This is a genomic window from Hydrogenobaculum acidophilum (assembly GCF_054656715.1).
In genome coordinates, this window is record NZ_BAAHXP010000002.1 from 125,058 (window position 1) to 142,235 (window position 17,178).

At 35.6% G+C, this 17,178-nt stretch carries 15 protein-coding genes and 3 tRNA genes; 1 reads left to right on the forward strand and 17 read right to left on the reverse strand.

What is annotated here, in order from left to right; genetic code table 11:
- Positions 1 to 14: 14 nt before the first annotated feature.
- Positions 15 to 1,340, forward strand: coding sequence for a glutamate-5-semialdehyde dehydrogenase (locus ACYQZV_RS01830; RefSeq protein WP_459892603.1), 1,326 nt, complete (start codon positions 15 to 17; stop codon positions 1,338 to 1,340).
- Between the two features lie 8 nt (positions 1,341 to 1,348).
- On the opposite strand, the gene ACYQZV_RS01835 is transcribed toward ACYQZV_RS01830, so the two are convergent.
- The 17 genes from ACYQZV_RS01835 to ACYQZV_RS01915 form a co-directional block, all read right to left on the reverse strand.
- Entirely contained in the window at positions 1,349 to 2,407 is a 1,059-nt protein-coding gene (locus ACYQZV_RS01835) for a 3-deoxy-D-manno-octulosonic acid transferase (RefSeq protein WP_459892605.1), read from the reverse strand.
- A complete protein-coding gene (locus ACYQZV_RS01840) occupies positions 2,408 to 3,505 on the reverse strand; it encodes an inositol-3-phosphate synthase (RefSeq protein WP_459892607.1) in 1,098 nt (365 codons plus the stop codon).
- A gap of 2 nt (positions 3,506 to 3,507) precedes the next feature.
- Complete coding sequence (gene coaE / locus ACYQZV_RS01845; RefSeq protein WP_459892609.1) at positions 3,508 to 4,401, reverse strand: dephospho-CoA kinase; 894 nt, start codon at positions 4,399 to 4,401, stop codon at positions 3,508 to 3,510.
- Positions 4,398 to 6,182 (reverse strand): translational GTPase TypA, encoded by a 1,785-nt coding sequence (gene typA, locus ACYQZV_RS01850; protein ID WP_459892611.1) that lies wholly within the window; start codon positions 6,180 to 6,182, stop codon positions 4,398 to 4,400. The genes coaE and typA overlap by 4 nt, the downstream gene beginning before the upstream one ends.
- A gap of 12 nt (positions 6,183 to 6,194) precedes the next feature.
- A complete protein-coding gene (gene rho / locus ACYQZV_RS01855) occupies positions 6,195 to 7,502 on the reverse strand; it encodes a transcription termination factor Rho (protein ID WP_459892613.1) in 1,308 nt (435 codons plus the stop codon).
- An 87-nt stretch (positions 7,503 to 7,589) separates the two neighbouring features.
- Complete coding sequence (mnmE, locus tag ACYQZV_RS01860; protein ID WP_459892615.1) at positions 7,590 to 8,906, reverse strand: tRNA uridine-5-carboxymethylaminomethyl(34) synthesis GTPase MnmE; 1,317 nt, start codon at positions 8,904 to 8,906, stop codon at positions 7,590 to 7,592.
- Between the two features lie 11 nt (positions 8,907 to 8,917).
- A tRNA-His gene (locus ACYQZV_RS01865) sits at positions 8,918 to 8,990 on the reverse strand.
- A 19-nt stretch (positions 8,991 to 9,009) separates the two neighbouring features.
- Positions 9,010 to 9,082: transfer RNA gene (locus tag ACYQZV_RS01870), tRNA-Gln, on the reverse strand.
- Positions 9,083 to 9,125: 43 nt separating this feature from the next.
- The gene (locus tag ACYQZV_RS01875) at positions 9,126 to 9,470 is read right to left on the reverse strand and encodes a HesB/IscA family protein (RefSeq protein WP_459892617.1); all 345 of its coding nucleotides are present in this window, start codon (positions 9,468 to 9,470) and stop codon (positions 9,126 to 9,128) included.
- 110 nt (positions 9,471 to 9,580) lie between these two features.
- Entirely contained in the window at positions 9,581 to 10,408 is an 828-nt protein-coding gene (locus tag ACYQZV_RS01880) for a lipoate--protein ligase family protein (protein ID WP_459892619.1), read from the reverse strand.
- Positions 10,381 to 10,839: a GNAT family N-acetyltransferase gene (locus tag ACYQZV_RS01885; protein WP_459892621.1), complete on the reverse strand. Its 459-nt coding sequence runs from the start codon at positions 10,837 to 10,839 to the stop codon at positions 10,381 to 10,383. Before ACYQZV_RS01885 ends, ACYQZV_RS01880 begins: the two co-directional genes overlap by 28 nt.
- Positions 10,840 to 10,853: 14 nt before the next feature.
- The gene (locus ACYQZV_RS01890; RefSeq protein WP_459892623.1) at positions 10,854 to 11,156 is read right to left on the reverse strand and encodes an Lrp/AsnC ligand binding domain-containing protein; all 303 of its coding nucleotides are present in this window, start codon (positions 11,154 to 11,156) and stop codon (positions 10,854 to 10,856) included.
- On the reverse strand, positions 11,137 to 12,336 hold the full coding sequence (hemA, locus tag ACYQZV_RS01895; protein ID WP_459892625.1) for a glutamyl-tRNA reductase: 1,200 nt from the start codon (positions 12,334 to 12,336) through the stop codon (positions 11,137 to 11,139). The genes ACYQZV_RS01890 and hemA overlap by 20 nt, the downstream gene beginning before the upstream one ends.
- Positions 12,326 to 14,023, reverse strand: coding sequence for a proline--tRNA ligase (locus ACYQZV_RS01900; RefSeq protein WP_459892627.1), 1,698 nt, complete (start codon positions 14,021 to 14,023; stop codon positions 12,326 to 12,328). The genes hemA and ACYQZV_RS01900 overlap by 11 nt, the downstream gene beginning before the upstream one ends.
- Positions 14,024 to 14,070: 47 nt before the next feature.
- A tRNA-Leu gene (locus ACYQZV_RS01905) sits at positions 14,071 to 14,153 on the reverse strand.
- A 46-nt stretch (positions 14,154 to 14,199) separates the two neighbouring features.
- Positions 14,200 to 16,596 carry a glycosyltransferase family protein gene (locus tag ACYQZV_RS01910; RefSeq protein WP_459892629.1) on the reverse strand — a complete coding sequence of 799 codons (2,397 nt, stop codon included), beginning with the start codon at positions 16,594 to 16,596 and terminating at the stop codon, positions 14,200 to 14,202.
- Between the two features lie 34 nt (positions 16,597 to 16,630).
- Positions 16,631 to 17,167: a hypothetical protein gene (locus ACYQZV_RS01915; RefSeq protein ID WP_459892631.1), complete on the reverse strand. Its 537-nt coding sequence runs from the start codon at positions 17,165 to 17,167 to the stop codon at positions 16,631 to 16,633.
- Between the last annotated feature and the right edge of the window lie 11 nt (positions 17,168 to 17,178).

The following is a 17,178-nucleotide window of genomic DNA, read 5'->3' on the forward strand; positions in this document are numbered from 1 at the left end:
ATAAAATAATTTTTATGAGAGAATATGCTTTAGAAATAGCAAAAAAGGCAAAAAGCGTATTGCCAAAGCTTTCAAGCCTAACACCAGCTACTAAAAATAGTGTACTCTTAAGAGTTTCCAAGCTTTTAATAGAAAACAAAGAACTTATCCAGAAAGAAAATGAAAAAGATTTAGAGTTTGCAAAGTCCATCGGCCTTTCAAAGGCAATGATAGATAGATTAAGAGTTGGAGAAAAGCAAATAAACAGCATGGTAAAAGTCCTAGAAGACGTTGCCAAATTGAAAGATCCAGTGGGTGAAATTACATCCATGTGGACAGTAGACAACGGACTTAAAATAGGCAGAATGAGAGTACCTCTTGGAGTAATATTTATAGTATACGAATCAAGACCCAACGTCACCATAGAAGCTGCTAGCTTGTGTTTCAAGTCTTCAAACGCTGTTATATTAAGAGGTGGTAAAGAAGCTCTTCATACCAACAAAATACTTGCAGACCTTTTTAGACAAGCTATAAAAGAATATGTAGATGGCTTAGAAGACGCTGTATCTTTTGTAGATAGAAGAGAAAGAGAAATTGTCACAGAACTCCTGCAGCTTGAGGGTCTTGTGGATGTTGCTATACCAAGAGGGGGCGAAAGTCTAATAAAGGCCGTATCAGAAACCGCTAAAATCCCGGTGATAAAGCATTACAAAGGCGTTTGCAGCATATATGTAGACAATGAAGCGGACCTTAAAAAAGCTTACGACATAGTTTACAATGCAAAAGTCCAAAGACCATCAGTGTGCAATGCTATAGAAAATCTTATCGTACACAAAGACCTTTTAAAGGATTTTTGGCCAAAGATGGCCATGGTGCTTTTGGAAAGCTCTGTAGAGTTAAGGTGTGATGAAGATACTTACAATGCCCTTCAAACAAAAGATTTTGAAGCTTTTAAAGACAAAATTAAAAAAGCCACCGAGGATGACTATTATGAAGAGTTTTTAGACCTTATACTAGCCGTAAAAACCGTAAACTCTTTAGAAGAGGCTATGGATTTTATAGAAAAATACGGCTCTAAACACTCGGATGCCATAATCACAGAAAACCACACAAAAGCCATGAGATTTTTGCAAGAAGTGGATTCTGCCGCAGTTTATGTAAACGCCTCCACCAGATTTACAGACGGCAACGAGTTTGGCCTAGGTGCTGAAATGGGTATATCCACAGACAAGATACACGCAAGAGGCCCAATGGCTTTAAGAGAGCTTACCATAGAAAAGTTTATCATATTTGGAAATGGACAGTTAAGAGAAAACGTAGGTATACCAGAAGAGCTAAAGAAAAAGCTAGATTTAGAGTAGGCTAGGCTTTATAGCTTTTGATTTCTTAAAACAAAATTCTCAACAAGCTCTAAATAGCAAGACTTTAATTTTCTTTTATAAGTTGAAAGCTCTAAAAGCTTATCGGAATTAAAAGGGCTTTCTAAGCAATATTTTAGCATTTCTAAAATGTTTGATTGCCGCACTCTAAACCCAACACCCACACTCTCTAAAATACTTGCTACATCTTCTATCTTGTCTATATAAGGCCCGTATAAAACGTAAGAGCAAAAGCTTACTGGCTCTACTATATTGTGACCTCCGTAACCTTCTACAAAAGACCCTCCTACTATGCTTACAGTTGCCCTCTTGTAATAGTGTTTAAGCTCTCCGATGGTATCTAAAACGATTACCCTATCCTCTTTCTGGCTTTTAAGAGATGCTTTTATCTTTTCTTTTTCTAAAAGCCTTAACACTTCTTGGGAGCGAGATATATGCCTCGGTGCTATTATGACTTTATAATCCGTGTTTGACAAAATCCATTTTATAGTGGGTAATAGCAGCTCCTCCTCTTTTTCATGAGTACTTCCTATGACTATACTGTCTTTTTCAAGATTATCGCACTGTAAATCTATAGAAAACTTAAGGTTTCCACACAAAAAAGTATTTTTGTTTATTTCTTTTAAAAGCCTAAAACTTTCTTCATCTTTTGCCACTATCATATCAAAAAATCCCAACAAGTATTCCTCTAATCTATTTTTAGGAGCCCTACCGTTTAAAAGTGCTTTTGGTATTTTGGTTTTTAATAAAAAAGGCCAAAATTCTTTTTCAACGTTTATAAGACATCTTGGACTGTGGGTAGTTATAAATTTATTCCACAAAAGGGGCATATCTACAGGAATTGGTATAGAAGGATAGTCTATTTTCTCAAAAAATTCTTTTGCCCTTGGTGAAAAATATGTTATAAAGACAGGATATTTTTGAGATACAAAATCTATTATAAACTTTATACTGTTGAATTCTCCAATGCTTGCAGTGTGAAACCAAACGGCATTTTTAGGTAGATTTACATGTTCTATTAGAAGCCTTTTTGAAAGCTCTAATATCAATTAACTTTCTATTTCTCCGGCAATAAACTTGTTAACAAGCTCTTTGGCCTTGTAGTCTGGATATTGGACAGGAGGATGTTTCATAGTGTATGCACTTATAGAATACAAAGGACCAGCTATACCTCTATCCTTTGCAAGTTTTGCACATCTTATAGCGTCTATGGCAGAACCAGCACTATTTGGAGAATCTTCTACGTCAAGCCTTGCCTCCACATGCATTGGCACATCACCAAATAGCCTACCTTCCATTCTCACATAAGCTATCTTTCTATCTTTTAGCCATGGCACCCAATCAGAAGGACCTATATGTATATTACCATAACCTAAATCATAATCTATTAAAGAACTAACAGCCTTTGTCTTTGACTCTTTTTTAGTGTCAAGCCTCTTTCTTTCTAGCATGTTTAGAAAATCCGTATTACCACCTACGTTAAGCTGATAAGTCCTGTCTATTTTTACACCTCTATCTTTGAAAAGCTGAGCTATAGCTCTATGGAATATAGTAGCCCCAAGCTGTGATTTTATATCATCTCCTACCACAGGTATACCAGCTTCTTTGAAGCGCTTAGCCCATTCGTTATCAGATACTATAAAGGTTGGCATAGCATTTATAAAGGCAACACCAGCTTTTAGAGCGCATTCGGCGTAAAACCTAGCTGCTTTTTCAGAACCAACTGGTACATAGTTTATTAAAACGTCAGCCTTAGTTTCTTTTAAAACATTTACTATCGTATCCATATCATCTTCTTTTTCATCGGCTTTTACAAAAGTAAGATCTTCTGGATAATTTGACATATGCTCTGCTAGTCCATCCAAAACTTGACCCATTCTCACTTTACAGTTTAAGTTTGGAACGTTTGGCTCAAAGATAGCTGTGCAATTTGGTTTTGCGTATATAGCTTCAGATACATCTTTTCCTACTTTTCTTTTATCTATATCCCAAGCAGCCACAACCTGTATATCGTAAGGCTTATAACCCCCTATATCTTCATACATAAGACCGCTTACATCTTTCAAATCGCTTTTTTTATAGTAAAAAATACCTTGTATCAGAGCGCTAGCACAATTACCAACCCCTATTATAGCAAGCCTTATCATCGTCAGCCACCGCCGTATTCTGATTGCTCTATTTCCATCATAAAATCTTCTACATAATGAGTTATTTGATCAAATAGCTCTTGATCTTCTAGGTCAAAATAATGATCAAATAGCTCTATCTTTCTTTCGTGGCACTTGTTGTCCTCTAAACAAAATTTGACCAAAATAAATGGCTTATCGCAATGTGGACAACAGTCGTTACCGGGCATACAAAGCTCTACTATTGTTTCCACTTGATCAAAGTGGGTGCTTATAAACTCCTCTAACCTCTTGAGTTTGTCTAAGTGTTCTTTCCATTTTTTCATACCTAATATTTTAGCATATCTAATCTTGTTGTATATATCTTTTACCTGTTTTATAGTGTATTCTTTACCATTTGAATTGTCTATTACAAAATCGGCGTACTTGAGCTTTTCCTCTATTGGCATCTGTCTTGAAAGTCTTTTTTCTATTTCTTCTTCAGTGTAACCTTTTTCCAAAAGGCGTTTTTTAGATGTTTCTTTATCTGCATAAACTACTATTACAACATCGTAACTTTTATAAGTACCGTTTTCTATTACCAACGATGCTTCTAAGCCAAACATATCACAATTTAAGGTTTTTAATAAATTATCAAGATAATCGTAAAGAGCTTTGTGTACTATTTTTTCCAAGGCAAAAAGCTTTTCTTTATCGTTAAAGACTATACTGGCAACTTTTTTTCTATCTATAGCCCCGTCTTTTAATATACCTTCTCCTAAAAGCCCAACAATCTCTTTTTTTAACATTTCGTCTTTTTTATAAAGCTCGTGGATTATAGCATCAGCATCGTAAACACACACACCAAGCTCTTTCAACAACGATGATACAAAGGACTTGCCTACACCAAAGTTTCCGGTGATAGCTATTTTTATCACTTTTTCTTTTTTCTTATCCTTATAGCATCTGGAGTCACTTCTATGAGTTCATCTTGCGTTATCCACTCCATAGCTTGCTCAAAGTTCATTTTTCTTGGTGGTGTAAGCCTTACATACTCTTCAGCGGCGGCAGCTCTGTTGTTGGTAAGCTTCTTTTCCTTTGTTATATTTACATAAAGATCGTTGTCCTTGTTGTGTTCTCCTATTACCATGCCTTCGTAAACTTCTGTACCAGGCTCTATAAAAAATATGCCCCTATCTTCCAAACCAAGCAAAGCGTAAAGAGTAGCTACACCTTTTCTATCGGCTACGATAGCTCCGTTTATACGGCTTTTAATATCGCCTTGCCAAGGTTCATATCCTTCAAGTACAGTATTTATGAGCCCTTCTCCCCTGGTATCCGTTTTAAACTCTGACCTATATCCTATAAGCCCTCTAGACGGTATAACAAATTCAAGCCTTACTCTACCAAAACCATGATTTATCATATTTACCATACGCCCTTTTCTAGAACCAAGTTTTTGAGACACAATGCCGACGTATTCCTCTGGGATATCTAAGATAGCCCTTTCTACAGGTTCTAACCTTTTGCCGTCTTGCTCTATGGTAACAACATCTGGTTTAGACACTTGAAACTCGTATCCTTCTCTTCTCATGGTCTCAACAAGTATAGCCATCTGAAGCTCGCCCCTTCCCATTACCAAAAAAGAATCCGTAGAGTCCGTGTCCCTTACCTTTATAGCTACATTCATAAGAGTTTCTTTGTATAGTCTATCTCTTAAATGTCTTGAAGTCACGTATTTACCAGATTTTCCAGCAAAAGGAGAGTCGTTTACGGAAAACGTCATAAATATAGTGGGCTCTTCTACTTTTATAGATGGTAAAGCCAATGGATTTTCGGCATCAGATATAGTTTGGCCTATGTTTATATCTTCAAAACCAGCTATGGCAACAATATCTCCAGCAAAAGCTTCTTTGGTTTCAACTCTTTTAAGACCTTCTATCGTGTATATGGCTTTTATGAAACCAGTCTTTACAACACCTTCTTCTGGAGAAGCTATAGAGACCTGCTGATTTTGTCGTAAATATCCATTTTGAATCCTTCCTATAGCAAGTCTTCCTAAAAAGTTATCGTAATCTAAAGAGGCTACTAAAAGCTGCAAAACTTGGTTTTCATCGTATTTCGGAGCTGGTATCGTATTTACTATTGCCTCAAACAAAGGTTCTAAATCGGTGGATTCCTGTTCTAAAGAGGTTTTTGCTATACCTTTTTTAGCTATAGCATATAACACTGGAAAATCAAGCTGGTCTTCAGTGGCATCTAAATCTATAAAAAGATCGTATATTTCGTTCAGAACTTCGTTTGGCCTTGCGTCTTGCCTATCTATTTTGTTTATAACCACTATAGGAGTTAGCTTCGCTTCTAAGGCTTTTCTCAGTACAAACCTTGTCTGAGGAAGAGGTCCTTCAGCGGCATCTACAAGCAGTATAACTCCATCTACCATGTTTAAAACACGCTCTACTTCCCCACCAAAATCAGCATGTCCTGGTGTGTCCACTATGTTTATTTTGATACCTTTATAATTTACAGAGGTATTTTTTGCTAAAATCGTAATACCTCTTTCTCTTTCAAGGGCGTTACTATCTAAAATCCTTTCTTGTACCTCTTCGTTTTGCCTAAAAGTCCCACTTTGTTTTAGAAGAGCATCCACAAGCGTTGTCTTACCATGGTCTACGTGTGCTATAATTGCTACGTTTCTTATATCGTCTCTTGTTTTCATCAAATATCCTTTTTAAGCGTTCATCGCTTTTAAAAATTCTTGGTTCGTTTTAAACTTTTTAAGCTTATCAAGTAAAAATTCCATAGCCTCTACATCGTCCATAGAAGAGAAAAACTTTCTAAGTACCCATATACGTTGAAGCTCCCAGTCTGAAAGCAAAAGCTCCTCTTTTCTCGTACCAGATTTGCTTATATTGATAGCTGGGAATATGCGCTTTTCGGTGAGTCTTCTATCAAGATGCACCTCCATATTACCAGTGCCCTTAAACTCTTCGTATATAACGTCATCCATACGAGAACCCGTTTCTATCAAAGCTGTAGCAATAATGGTAAGGCTACCTCCATCTTCTATATTCCTAGCAGCCCCAAAAAACTTTTTAGGCCTTTGCAAAGCCGTAGCTTCTATACCACCAGACAACACTCTACCAGTAGGCGGCGTAACAGCGTTGGAAGCTCTAGCAAATCTCGTCATAGAATCAAGGAGTATAACCACATCGTTTCCAAGCTCTACAAGTCTTTTTGCTTTTTCTATGACAAGTTCTGCCACTTGCATATGCCTTTCCGGTGGCTCGTCAAAAGTAGAGGCTATCACCTCTGGTTCGTGGTCAGCTTTATCGGCATTTGACATCACTATACGTCTCATCTCTGTAACTTCTTCTGGTCTTTCGTCTATTAAAAGGATGATTAGATAAACCTCTGGATGGTTCGTAAGAATTGCCTTTGACAGACGCTGAAGTATTACAGTTTTACCAGCTTTTGGCGGTGCTACGATAAGTCCTCTTTGACCCTTACCTATAGGACTTACAAGGCTTAATACCCTTGTTGCATAATCAGACGGATCGTATTCTATATTAAGCCGTTCGGTAGGATGATATGGCACAAGCTTATCAAAAGATGGCCTACTTCTTAACTCCAAAGAGCCTATGGGTAAGCCGTTTACCGCTTCAATTTTTATCAGTGCGTAATATTTTTCGTTGTCCTTTGGCGGTCTTGAAAACCCTATGATAGTATCTCCAGTTCTTAAATACAGCTTTTTTATTTGAGAAGGAGAAACGTATATATCGTCTGGATTTGGCATGTAGTTGTTGGAAGGGCTTCTTAAAAACCCATACCCGTCTTGCAAAACTTCTAACACGCCCCTTACAAACCTCAAGCCTTTTGTTTTACCATAAGCTTCTAATATATCTTCTATAAGCTCTTCTTTCCTTATGCCTGTAATCCTTTTTAAGTCAAACTCTTTGCCGAGTTTTTGCAACTCGGACATTGTCATCTTTTTAAGCTCTTCTAAAGATAACTCTTTTGAACTAATTTCTTGTTCCATATTTTCATCCCATTCAATTAAATGCTGGTATTTGTATAGCGGGTTTTATGGCCCTCCAGCGCCCGCTTATGGCCAAAAATAAAAAAATCATTTTCCGATGCAAAATGTAGAAAATATCTCATCCAAAACGTTTTCATCTGTAATTAGCCCAAGTATTTCCTCAAGATAATCTAAAGCCTCCCTTATGTATAACATAACGATTTCTGTTTTATCTTGCAAAGCGGCTTCTTTTAGAGCCTCTAAAGCTTTTGCTACCAAAAACCTATTTCTTTTTGAAACATAAATACCATCTTCAGCTAAATCCATCATATTTAAAATTTTGTTTTTCAAGTATTCCAAATTTTCTTGATTTCTTATAGAAATTATTATAGCATCATTTTTAAAAAAATCAAGGGTTTTAGCGTTTATACCTAAATCACTCTTGTTTAATACCACCAACGTATTTAGGCTTTTAACAATATCATATATAAAATAATCCTCTTCGTCTAACTCACTAGACCCATCCACTACAAAAAGTACTACATGAGCTTCTCTCATGTGCTCTAAGGCTATATCTATGCCTTCTTTTTCTATTGGGTCATCAGTCTTTCTAATCCCAGCTGTATCAACAAGCTTTACTGGAAAACCGTTTAGCTCTAACCTATCTTCTACATAATCCCTAGTAGTACCTGGTATGTCAGACACTATAGACCTTCTTTTTTGTAAAAGCGCATTAAACAAAGAAGATTTTCCAACGTTTGGTTTACCTACAATAGCTATCTTTATGCCATCGTATAAAAAAGATTGCTCTTTTAATTTGCTGTAAAAATTTTCTAACTTTCTTGCAAGGTTCTCTATCTCTTTTTTTATCTCATCCACACTAAGAGGCTCTATATCCTCATACCCAAATTCTATGTCTGCTTCTATGTTTGCTATTATCTTTACAAACTCTTTCCTTAAATCCTCAATAAAATGAGAAAATCTTCCTTTTAATATGCCCAGAGCGTTTTCAATAGCTTTTTCTGTGGTGGCGTTTATTAAAAGCTCAACACTAGAGGCTTCATCAAGGCTCATCTTACCATTTAGAAAAGCTCTTTTGGTAAACTCCCCAGGCGACGCAAAAGAGCATCCGTATTCTATAAGACTTTCAATAGCTTTTTCTACAATGATGGGGTTTCCATGAAAGAAAATCTCAAGCATATCTTCGCCAGTGTAAGAATGTGGAGCCTGATAATATATAACCACAACATCATCTAACATGTTATCTTTTATGTAAAAAGCTCTATGATAAGCGTATCTTGGCTTTGGATTTTCAAGACACAAAAAACGCTTAGCGATATCCTTACAGGTTGGACCCGACAACCTTACAATAGAGATAGCCGATTTCAACATAGGGGTTGCAGGAGCTACAATAGTATTGTTCATAAAGCGTTAAGGGAGGATGACGGGGGTCGAACCCGCGGCATAGGGATCCACAATCCCTCGCTCTGCCAACTGAGCTACATCCTCCTAAATATAAAAGTGGAAACTGGGGTGCCTGGATTCGAACCAGGAACCCTCGGATCCAAAATCCGATGCTCTGCCAGTTGAGCTACACCCCATGAGAATATTTATTATATCAAAATTCACAATAAAAAGCAAGGGTTATCCGAAGTTAAAAGATGAGCCACATTTACAAGTCTTTTTTATATTTGGATTGTTGAATATAAAGTTGTTAGTTTTCATAAGATTTTCTATGTAGTCTAACTCTGTACCTTTCAAATGCTCATAAGAGTCTTTGTCTATAGCTACTTTAAAATCCCCATAGTCTATTACTATATCGTTTTCTCTTGTGGCTTCATCAAACTCTGTGTGATATTTATATCCAGCGCAACCTTCTTTTATAAGACTAACCCTAAACACTGGATTTGAAAGCTGCTTTTTTAAAGCAAGCTTTTTTATAGCTTTTATAGCCCTATCCGTTAAAACAAAATCTAGTACCGCTTCCATATGAAACCTCCTTTAAGATTGATTATTCTAATATATTTATAGATTTAAATTTTTCTATATAAAAGCTTAATACCATAAAATAAATGTTAAATTACTAATATGATCACATATCATAAATCTATTTTTCTAAGCGTAATTGGGTCTATGAAATAATCTTCCTTTATTTTAAAAGTTTCATGTTTCTTTCCAGTATCCTCTGTTATAACATCCCAAGAAGTAAGCTCTTTTTCTAAAACCTCAGCAAGTTCTAAAATATCATTTGGCAAAGGAGCTATTTCTAATTCACCAAAGTTTTTCTTTAGGACATCTAAAAAAGCCTTTGTTATATCGTTTTTACTAATATTTAGGCTCTCTTTTTTGATTGTGGTAATGTGCTTTTCTAAAATATGCCTAAAACCCTCTTTATCTCTCACGCAAGAAACGATATTTGTCATAGTATCAAAATCAAAATCCATTAAAATATTTCCCACAAACACAAGCATATTTTCTATATCGCCTGCCCCTTGGCCAGATATTTTCTTATCGTTTAGGACTATGTCTGCTATTGGCTTATAAGAAGCGTTTATACCAAGATGCTTATACACATCTATCGCTATGTTAGAAAAATACTTATACACATTTTCCATCTTAAAGGGAATAGTTTTGTTGCTTTTAGAAAAAATAAATTGATAAAAAATTTGCCCCTTGTGAAGAAGGACAGTTCCACCGCCAGTTTGCCTTCTTATTATCGGTATATTGCGGGTTTTGCAGTAGTTAAAATCCAAAAAACGGTTTGCGTTGTCAAAATATCCAAGACTAACACAAACGTCAGATGGCTCTAGTATAACTACACACTCAATTTGTTTTTTCGCCAAAGCGTGAAACAAAGCCACAGATGTAGTAGCTTTTATATCTTCTACTAAAAATACTATCAAATATCTTTTACCATCCTGACCCAAAAATTGTACTGTCCATCTTTCCTAAATCCAAACTTTTCGTAAAACTTCATAGCCCTTTCGTTTTTATCCCCTACCCAAAGCTCCACAAGGTTTAAGTTCCTTTGCTTAAAATACTCTATAGCTTTTTCCATCAACTTTGAGCCTATTCCTTTTCCAAAGTAATCTGGGTCCACAAAAATCTCATGTATTGCACCAACTACCTTGTTGTACTTTTTACTGTACCAGTTGCCGTCTATAGCCATAAAACCTACTATCCTATCGTTGTCTTTCACCACAAAAAGACCAGCCACATCTCTTCTTAAAAGCCAATTTATATAAACCTTAACATCCTCTTCATGTGTATAAGAATATTCTTCTAGGTTTTTATAGCTTTTAAGATAGAGCTTAGCTACTTTATCTATATCTTTTACGTCAAAAAGCTCTATTTCCATTAAACATTTAATTGTTATATTCTAACTACTACGCAGGTAATTGCCTCTCTCACTCCTTCCAACGTATGAATCTTGGTAATCACCAATCTACCTAACTCATCTTGATTCTTAAGCTCTGCAAAAACTATAATATCGTAAGGACCAGTTACTACATCCGCTGTCCTTATACCATCAAATGTAGAAAGCGCTATCATAATAGAGGGTATCTCTTTTGGTTCTGCTTTTATCATTATATAGGCTTTTATAGAGCTTTCTGACTCTAACTCCATCAATTCAGTGATGGACACCGGAAACGTTTTATCGTTCAACAAATCCATAATTTATCTCCTTTTCATTGAATTTTATTCCTAAAAGCTCAAACACCAAAGGTGTATACTCCTTATTTTCTCTTATCAACTTTATCGCTCTATGCACTATTTTTTTACAATCCTTTGAGCCATTTTTAGTATAATCTAGCATATTTATAATTATAGGCTCTAATTCAAGATTTTCAAGCCATTTATAAAATTTATCAGCTTCGTCCAGTATTATAAATTCACCTTTTTTAGCCTCTTGAAACCTATTGGACAAGTTATTTTCCACCACCTCTTTTAAATCATCTATGTTGTACAAAAATACGCTATCTAAATCAGCGCAAGATGGTTCTATATTCCTTGGTACTGATATATCTATTAAAAATATAGGTTTGTAGTGTCTTTTTTTCATGGATTTTGCTACAACATCCTTAGTTAACACATACCCTTGGGCACCGGTAGATACTAAAACTACATCAAACTCGTATAAAAACTGCTCTATTTCCTCAAACCTTATCACATTTGCCCTTATATTTTCTGCCAAAGCTATAGCCCTTTCGTAAGTTCTGTTTGATATATATATGCTGGCTCCTGAGCGCTGAAGATATTTTGCAGCCAACTCTCCCATCTCACCAGTCCCTATCAAAAGCACTTTATGATTTGTAAGCTCCCCAAATATACGCTTTGCAAGTTCTACTGCCGCATAGCTTACAGATACTGCACTTTTGCTTATACCTGTTTCATACCTTACTCTTTTGGAAGCGTGAAGAGCGTTTTGGCAAAGCCTATTGACTACTTTTCCAGTGGTTCCTAAACTTTTTGCTTTTAAAAAAGCCTCCTTAAACTGGGCTACTATTTGGGGTTCTCCTATAACCATGGAATCAAGGCCAGAAGCTACTTTGAATATATGGATAACGGCCTCTTTTCCAGCTTTTAAGAAAAAATGCGTTTTATCAAAATGCTGGTTTTTTATATCTAGATATCTTTTAAAAGCATCCAACACGTACTTTTCATCGTAAGCGTGAGCGTAAAACTCAAGCCTATTGCAAGTGGATAAAAGCATAAACCCTTTAACACCATCTGTAGAAGCCTTCAACACCTGCAATATTGAATCTAAATCAGCTATATTGCAACTAAGCTTTTCCCTAAGTTCCACTGGAGCCGTTTTATAGTTAAGGCCTACGGCGTATATATCACCTACCATTTACATTTAACAAGTCCTTCATATAATCTAAAACCTTATCCACCGGTATATCAACGGTTTTTAACGTATGTCTATCCACCACCTCTACAAGACCGTCTTTTATCTTTTTGCCTACCACTATCCTGTACGGTATACCTATCAAATCTGCGTCGTTAAATTTTACTCCAGGAGATACATCTCTATCGTCAAAAAGCACCTCTACATCGTTTTGTATTAAGCTTTTATAAAGATTTTCCGAAACGTTGTACTGAAGCTCATCGGATGTATTCACACAGGTGATTATAACTTGGAAAGGAGCTATAGACAAAGGCCATTTTATACCCTTTTCATCGTGGTATTGCTCTACTATAGCAGCTATAAGCCTTGATATACCTATACCGTAGCATCCCATCACAATAGGCTTTTCAACACCATCTTTGTCGGTAAAATATGCTTTCATAGGTAGAGAATACCTAGTTCCAAGCAAAAAGGTATGACCAAGCTCTAAGCCTTGGGCTACTTTCAAAGGACTTCCACACTCTGGACACGGGTCGTTTTCTTGGACTTCTGCTACATCCACAAAGTTATCAAAATGAATGTTTGCGTTTTTATAATGGTAGTTGGGCTTGTTAAAAGCTACCACCATGTTAGAGGCGTTGTACAAAGAGTTGTCCACTACAAGCTCTATATCTTTTCCCTCTATAAAAGGTCCTATAAAACCTTTTTCTGTGTTTAAAAGCTTTAAGACCTCTTCGTCTTCTGCTAGTCTAAACTCGTCTGTACCAAAAAGCCTTTCTAACTTTTTTTCATCTATCTTTTTATCCCCTCTTATTAAAACCATCACAGGCTTTCCTTGCTTTATATAAAGCACGGACTTTATTATCTTTTCTTTACCAACCTTCAGAAAAGATGCTAGCTCTTCAATGGTTTTTACGTTGGGAGTATAAATCTCTTCCGTGGGTAGCGGTGCTTCTTTTCCATTATTTGGTTTTTTAAGCTCTACTATCTCGGTGTTGGCTGCGTATCCACATCTTTCACAGTAAGCCACCAAAGCCTCGCCGTACTTTGTAATAGCCACAAACTCATGAGAACTTTTGCCGCCTATTTGACCAACATCCGCTTTGACCATCAATACGTTTAAATTTAGTCTTTCAAAGATGTTTTTGTAGGCTTTTACCATGGTATCGTAAGATTTCTTAGCGCTCTCTTCGTCTGTGTCAAAAGAGTAAGCGTCTTTCATTATAAACTCTCTTCCTCTTATAAGCCCATAACGGGGTCTTTTTTCATCTCTAAACTTTGTATGTATTTGATATAGGTTAAGAGGAAGTTGTTTGTAAGACCTCACTGTTCTTCTTACCAAATCCGTTATCTCTTCTTCGTGTGTTGGTCCAAGACAATAATCTCTTTCGTTTCTATCTTTTAGTTTAAAAAGTTCGTTGCCGTAATAATCCCATCTTCCGGTCTCTTTCCACAGTTCCGATGGATTTAAAATAGTAAGTAGAAGCTCCTGGGCTCCTGCCTTATCCATCTCATCTCTTACTATATCTTGAATTTTTTTTAACACTCTAAAAGCTATGGGCGTAAGCTCGTATATACCAGAAGCCACTTGTTTTATAAAGCCTGCTTTGGTAAGATATCTATGAGAAGCCGCTTCTGTCTCAGAGGGTTCTTCTTTGGTGGTGTATAAAAAGTATCTACTCCATCTCATCTAATTATTATATCTTAAAAGCCAAATACAAAATAGGATAATTTATATGGGGATGGAGGGACTTGAACCCTCACGGGATTGCTCCCTGCGGATTTTAAGTCCGCTGCGTCTGCCATTTCGCCACATCCCCAACGATAGATTAATATTATATCACAACTTTAATATGACAAGGGGTTTTAAGCTTTTAACTCACTAAAAGCGTACTCTATCATATCTATTCTAAAATCTTGCTTATAATATGTGAGTATGATATCTTTTAGCTCTTTCACAAGGGATTCCCGTTCATCTTCATGAGATAGATAATAATCTATTTTTCTTATAGCATCTTCTATGTTGGTGTATGTGATTTCTTTGTAGTGATTTGGAAATAGTATCTTGGCTTCTTCTTTTCTATCTACCATGGGAAAACTACCAAACAAAGGTGGATCAAAAGTCATATCGTGTATTGTGCTAAAGCCTTGAGAGTGTATATAAAATGTAATCTTAGAGGCAGATATCACATGTTTTAGCCTTGAGTATGGGATATTTATAAGCTCTGTGGTAAGCATCTTATCTTTGTATCTTTCTTTTAAAAGCCTAGGATAAAGAGCTCTTACGTATGACATCACAGAGGTTGACACGCTAAAAAATTCGTCGTTAAAAAATCCATTTTTTATGCATGGTATATTTACACATTTTCTTATATCTGATACATCAGCTTTATAGCACTCTATATAGTCTTTATATTTTTGGTAAACCTCTTCGTTTGGTTGGTGCATAGTCCCTGGAAAAACTATATCAAAAAGCTTTTCTTCATTTGGTATATCAATATCATCTGTGGACAGATTTAAACTGCTCATTATAAAACCATTTGATGTCCACCAATAGGCTTTTATACCAAAAGCCCTAAAACAATCTGTTAAAAATTTATCGTGATGTATGATGGCAAACTTGTGCTTGTATTTTTTTAATATTTCTAAACCCTCTTTTGTTAGACTATATCTATTCACACTTGGAAAATCTACCTTCAAAGTTATTATTGGAAAATTAAATTCCCTAAACCAAAAATCCCTTGGCTTCATATCCCAAGTGCTTTCATCTCTCATGAAAAACAAGTCCCCGTAAAAGCCAAAAAAAGCAAAATCTGGCGAAAACTCTTTTACTTCTTCCTTTAGCTTGCTTAAATTCAACGGTATATCTTTTCTTAATATTCCTACGGTATAGCCTTTTGATGCAAAAAGCTCTGGATAGTTTGATATGAGTTCCCAATGGTCTGTGATGAGTACTTTTCCATTTGGACCTTCGCTGTAGATTTCAAGATAAGGTTCATCGTGAGTAGATATAGAAGTTTTATGAAATGTAAAAACAGATTTTTCATACATATGCCATTTTGAAAAGTCTATACCTCTATTGGTGTTTTCTTTTTCTATAGGAAACGAGCTTGCATATACATAAGTACCGTATTTGGCTTTTAACTTATAGAAATTCTCATGTTCAAACAAAGATATAAAAATATCGTTGCCTAAATGTAATACACTTGATAAAAGCTCACCAAAATAATCTTTTGGATAGGATAGCTCGTAAGAGCGATATAAAAACACATCTTTTCCAACATCTTTCATCATCTTTATTAAAGCGTTTTCACTTACATAGGTTTTTACAGAGTCGTTGTATCTTCCCAAAGCTTTTAACATGCTTTCTTTATTTGGAGCTCCTATTAGTATATGCTTATCTTTAAAAGCTTTTAATATACTTGTATCTTCCAAAAGCCTTACATCAGGTATCAAAACGATATCGACCTCTTTTAATATATCTTCCAAACTCCTCTCGTCGTATCTGATGCCAAAAAGCACAAACCCCATTTGCTTTAAATCGTTATCATCTTCTACGCTCACAACTTCATACCCAAGATAACTAAGAAGATGAGATACCTCTCCGTTGCAAGCTTTGTAAACAAGGACTTTACCTTTTAGATTTGAGGCTTTTAGGATATAAGCTATGTCTATGCTGTGAAGTTTACCAAGCAAGCTCATCGCCATATGATTTTTATAAAAGCTAAAAAATCCAGTTATCCCCCACATCGCCATATCTTTATCTACGTAAAACTCTTCTTTATCAGAGAATACACTTTTGCAAGTATTACACTCTTTATACTCTTTGGAGTTTTCGATATCTAATATGGTAAATGTGGTGTTTGCATTACAAAATTTACACACGCCTTCACTTACAAGCTCCTTATTTGCTTTTGCTATAGCATCTTCTATGTGCTGATTTTTTACGCTATCTATTTGAAGACATGGGTTTATAGAAAGTCCCTTTGACCTACCTTCCACACAAACACCATCCCCTACTCTCATGCATGGACTAGAGCAAAGCGAGCCTACATATGGGATTTTTAAAAGCTTTGAAAAAGATTTTTCTCCAAACACTTTTTCATCAAACCCACCTACTATAAAAACACAAGGGATTTTGTTTAGATGACAAAGAAAAGAAACGGCTGGGTGAGTGGTGATTATAGCTTTTGCATTTTCTAAAGCCTCTAAAATCTTTTTAATTGTGCTTTTACCAAAAATATCTTTTGGAATTGTCATCATTTTATCTATATTTGAAGTATCCTTTATATCTCCTTTATAAAAACCTTCTGAGTTTATGAAATTTGGCTTGATTTTTTATAAAGGGCTCTATATCAACAGCTTTTGTGTCAAAGAATCTTTCAAAATAATCTATCCTATTAGACGTATCAAATTCAAAAGACGATATATCTTCCTGAAACAGCGTATAAAATGCGTCGTATTCCATGAGGCTTTCTAAAGACGGTGCTTCTTTTAAAAGCTCGATACCAAAAAGCTCAAAAATATGCCTATTTGAAAAACTAAATACTTTTAAAGAAGAGTTCCTTTCTATAGCTTTTAAAACAGGTATTGCACAAAAGCTACTAAAAGCATCCAAATCAAGTATCACCAATACATTTTTAGGGCTTTTAAGAGAATAAGATACGTTAAGATGTCTAACATGAGATTTTCTAATAGAGTAAAGCTTTACGCCATCGTAAGCCTCAAACAAAGCCTTAGCAAGAGAATCTGGCACTAAAAACGGCTTATCTGGTATTTTAATCAACTCTTCATTATAATCTATTTCCCTTGTATTTATTTTTAAAGCTTTCATGAGAATATTAT